Source organism: Rufibacter ruber (assembly GCF_001647275.1).
Lineage (GTDB): Bacteria > Bacteroidota > Bacteroidia > Cytophagales > Hymenobacteraceae > Nibribacter > Nibribacter ruber_C.
In genome coordinates, this window is the sequence record NZ_LRMM01000133.1 from 1 (window position 1) to 4,476 (window position 4,476).

3 protein-coding genes and 1 pseudogene are annotated in these 4,476 nt (G+C 55.2%); all 4 read left to right on the top strand.

All coding sequences use genetic code 11. From position 1 onward, the window contains the following. Positions 1-99, top strand: a pseudogene (locus A8O25_RS24000) (sugar kinase); the annotation flags it as partial. A gap of 1 nt (position 100) precedes the next feature. Beyond that, positions 101-1,900, top strand: a complete 1,800-nt coding sequence (locus A8O25_RS22025; protein WP_066839773.1) for a M61 family metallopeptidase — start codon at positions 101-103, stop codon at positions 1,898-1,900. A 199-nt stretch (positions 1,901-2,099) separates the two neighbouring features. After that, a complete protein-coding gene (locus tag A8O25_RS22030; protein WP_153042874.1) occupies positions 2,100-2,765 on the top strand; it encodes a hypothetical protein in 666 nt (221 codons plus the stop codon). 172 nt (positions 2,766-2,937) lie between these two features. Then, positions 2,938-4,413, top strand: coding sequence for a sodium:solute symporter (locus tag A8O25_RS22035; RefSeq protein WP_066839777.1), 1,476 nt, complete (start codon positions 2,938-2,940; stop codon positions 4,411-4,413). The last annotated feature ends 63 nt before the right edge of the window (positions 4,414-4,476 follow it).

A 4,476-nucleotide genomic window follows, 5' to 3' on the forward strand; every position in this document is an offset into this window, starting at 1 on the left:
ACCATTGGCATGGTAGACGTGCTGAGCATTAATGATGAGGAAGCCCGCCAGCTGAGCAAAGAATACTCATTGGTGAAGGCTGCCAAGAAGATCATGGCCGATGACTTTTCACTCTGTGGCATTTGCCCAGCCGCGTGTGGCGTACCAGGTGTCTTTTGAGAATGCGGCGCACCATGAAGCCACTGTTCAGGCTACGTTTACAGGCGTACAGGCGCCGGTGCTGGAAGTGCGCATGGCCCGCTCCTCCCCCGGCCGCTATGCGCTGCATGAGTTCGCCAAGAATGTGTACAGCGTGAAAGCCACTGATAGCCAGGGAAAACTGCTGACCGTAGAGCGCCCCAACCTGCACCAGTGGAATGTCTCTGGCCATGACGGCACCGTGCGCGTGACCTACACGCTCTTTGCCGACCACCCAGACGGAACCTACGCCGGCGTAAACGCCTCGCACGCCCACCTGAACGCACCCGCCACGTTTATGTACGCCCCCGCGTTAGAGCAGGCCCCGGTGCAGGTGAAATTCATTCCGCCTACGGGCACCAACTGGACCGCCGCCACCCAACTGAAGCCCGAAGCTGGCCCCCTCACGTTCTCGGCCCCCAGTTTCCAGTACCTCATGGACAGCCCCACAGAGCTGGCTGATCTGAAGTGGCGGGAATGGGAGGTGAAGGAGCAGGGCCGCACCCAGAAAATCAGGATTGGCCTGCACCACCAGGGTACAGACAAGGAGCTGGACGAGTTCACCCAAAAAGCAAAACGCATTGTAACCGAGGCCCAGGCGGTGTTTGGGGGGCTGCCCACGTTTGACTTCGGCACGTACACGTTCATTGCCTGCTATATGCCCGCTACCCCCGGTGACGGCATGGAGCACCGCAACTCTACCGTCATTACCAGCTCCCGCCCGCTTAAGAGCGGCATGAACCCCAACCTGGGAACACTGTCACATGAGTTTTTCCATGCCTGGAACGTGGAGCGCATCAGGCCTAAGAGTTTGGAGCCGTTCAATTTTGCTGATGCCAACATGAGCGAGGGCCTCTGGCTGGCCGAAGGATTTACCAGTTACTACGGCAACCTGCTCCTGCACCGCGCCAAGGTCACAGAGCAGAAGGCGTTTCTGGGGAGCGTGGCGGGTACATTGAACGCAGTGCTGCTGTTGCCGGGCAAAGAGTTTTTCTCTCCGGTGGAGATGAGCATGCAGGCGCCCTTTGTAGATGCCTCGCGTTCTGTGGACCCTGTGAACCGCCACAACACCTTCATCTCATATTACACGTACGGCAGCGCCATTGGCACCGGGCTTGACTGGACCCTGCGCACCCGTTTCAAAGGGATTACGGCAGATGACTATATGCGCCTGCTGTGGCAGCGTTTCGGGAAGCCCGAAAAACCCTACACCCTGCCAGACCTGGAACAAGCCCTGGCCGACCTGACCAAGGACCCTGCCTTTGCCAAAGATTTTTTCCAGCGCCACATTCTGGGCAAGGAATTGATGCCGTATGAAACGCTGGCGGCGCAGATGGGCCTGGCTTTCCGGCCAGAGAAGCCGGGAAAGGCCGTGCTGGGGTGGGAACAGCTTCAGGTGAAAGATGGCCAGATCACTATCCTGATGGGAACCTTCCGGAACAGCCCTCTCTACCAGGCAGGCCTTGACCGCAACGATGTTATCTTAGCCATTGACGGCAAGAAGCTCAAAGACCGCAAAGAACTGGACAGCCTGCTGACCACGCACAAACCGGGGGAGCAGGTGGCGTTAGAGGTGCTGCAAAACGGCGAGCCGAAAAAGGTGACGCTCACCCTGGCGCAGGAACCAGAACTGGAACTGGTTCCGTTAGAAGAGTCAGGCCAAAAAGTATCTGCTGAGGTGAAAACCCGCCGGGAGGCTTGGCTGAAAAGCCAGGCAAATTAAGGTGGGGTTCTTGTTGGCTTCCTGTTTTAGGGCTGTTTTCTGGAAAACAGCCCTAAAACAGGAAGCTTTTCATTTCACCCGCAGATCAGCCCCCACTTCTTGCACGATTCCTGCCATTCTTTCGTTAAAGGAGTAAATTTGCTACCTTAGTGAGGAAATCAGCAGCTGCACCGCTCTGTTTCTTCTTACACAGCTCAACATGAACAGACCAGGTTACATAAAATCATTGCTGGCAGTAGCTTTTCTAGTGCTGGGGCTTTTGCCGGTACGGGCGCAGGAGGTGCTCCCCACGGTCTCCCAGGAGGACGTTGCGCTGAGAACTGCCCGAGACTCAGCCAGTAAACCGCTGCCAGAAGTATTCAAGCCCAGCGTAGGCTACAGCTTCTCAGCTGGGGCAGCTTTCAGCAAATGGGGATCGGCTTCTTTCATAGAGCCACGGGTGCAGTACCAGGTAACACCCCGGTTCCAGGTGTTCAGCAGCCTGGCCATGATCCAGCACTGGAACACCCCCACCCTGACCGTACCCACCGGTGAAGGCAGTTCTACCACCGTAATGACCGGCGCGCCCAGCAGACAATATCTATTGCACGTAGGCGGCTCCTATGCCATGTCTGAGAAATTGCTGCTGAGCGGAAGCGTTTGGAAAGACCTGAGCTCTGCCCCTACCATGAACCGCTGGCGGAACTCCCCTTATGGCTATGGACAGCTCCCCCAGCAGGGGTTCCACTTTCAGGCGCAGTACCAGGTCACCCCTAATGTCACTGTCTCTGGCGCCATCAGGTACAGCAACGGCGGCTCCAGCTACTGGGGAGGCCCAGGTTACTACTCCGGCTACCCGGCTGGTGGCTTTTACAACCCGTTCTAACCGCCCCTGCCTTTCAGGGTTGCTATTTATGGTGAAGCCTTCTCATACTTCTCTGGGAAGGCTTTCTGCTTCCTGACAACCTCCAGCTTTTGAAAAAATTCAAAGAGTGCCGTCTGGGTTTTTATTTATATTTGTCCCTGCACCATTCCTAACAAACCCACAAAGCCACCCCATGTCTCCTACCCTTATTCTGGGCATTATAGCCGCATACTTCTGTGTACTCATTCTGATTTCATTCCTCACCAGCAAGAAAGGCGAGTCTACTGACAGTTTCTTTCTGGCCAACCGCGCCTCGCCGTGGTACGTGGTGGCGTTTGGGATGATTGGCACGTCGCTCTCTGGGGTAACCTTTATTTCGGTGCCCGGCATGGTGGCCACGGCCCAGTTCTCGTACCTGCAGTTCATTCTGGGCAACATGGCCGGTTATTTTGTGGTGGCGCTGGTGCTCATGCCTCTGTATTACCGTCTCAACCTGGTTTCTATCTACTCCTACCTGGAGCAGCGGTTTGGGTACTGGTCTTATAAAACGGGGGCGGCCTACTTTCTGCTGGCCCGTACGCTGGGCTCGGCGTTCAGGCTGTTTCTGGTGGCAGGCGTACTGCAGCTGGCGGTGTTTGATTCTTTGGGCGTGCCGTTTGAGGTGTCAGTGATCATCACCATTGCCTTGATCTGGGTCTACACGTTCAGGGGCGGCATGAAAACCATCATCTGGACCGACACCTTCCAGACGCTGGCCATGCTGGTATGCGTGGGCATTAGTATTATCATGATCAAAGACGCCCTTAACTTTGACTTCAACGGCATGGTAACGGCCATCTCTGAGAGTAAATATTCCAAGGTTTTCTTCTTAGATGACTTCAAAGACGCCAAGTATTTCCTGAAACAGTTTGTGTCTGGCGCCTTTATCTCTATTGTGATGGTAGGGCTGGACCAGGACATGATGCAGAAAAACCTGAGCTGTAAAAACCTGAAGGAGGCGCAGAAGAACATGTTCTCGTTCACGGCCATCATTCTGTTGGTGAACATCCTGTTTTTGTGCCTGGGTGCTTTGCTCTATTTATACGCCGATGCCAAAGGCATCACCCTTCCCGCCAAAGGCGATATGGTGTTCCCCGAACTGGCTTTGAAATACTTCACCCCACTGGCGGGCATCACGTTTATCTTAGGGATCACGGCAATCACCTACGCTTCGGCTGACTCGGCGTTGACGGCGCTGACTACCTCCTTCTGCGTGGATTTCCTGGATTTCAAGAATCGTCCTGAAGCCCAGCGCGTACGCCTTAAAAACTGGGTGCACGTGGGCTTCTCGGCCTTAATGGCGGTGGTGATCATCATCTTCAAACTGGTGAATGATGAGAGTGTGGTGCAGGCGGTGTTCAAGGTAGCGGGTTTCACCTACGGGCCGTTACTGGGGCTCTACGCCTTTGGCATGTTCAATACCCGCGCCGTGCGCGACAACCTGGTGCCGGTGGTTTGCCTGTTGGCCCCGCTGCTCACGTTCATCCTCAACGCCAACTCCAAGGAGTGGTTCTGGGGCTACGAGTTCGGGTTTGAAGTATTGCTGCTGAACGGCTTCCTGACCTTTATTGGCCTGTGGGCTATTTCCAGCAAAGAGCCTGTACTGGTCAACGACACTGAAACTGCCTAAACACAGCTTATTTTTCTTCTGGACCGCCGTCTGTTTTTGGCCTGTTTTTCAGAAAACAGGCCA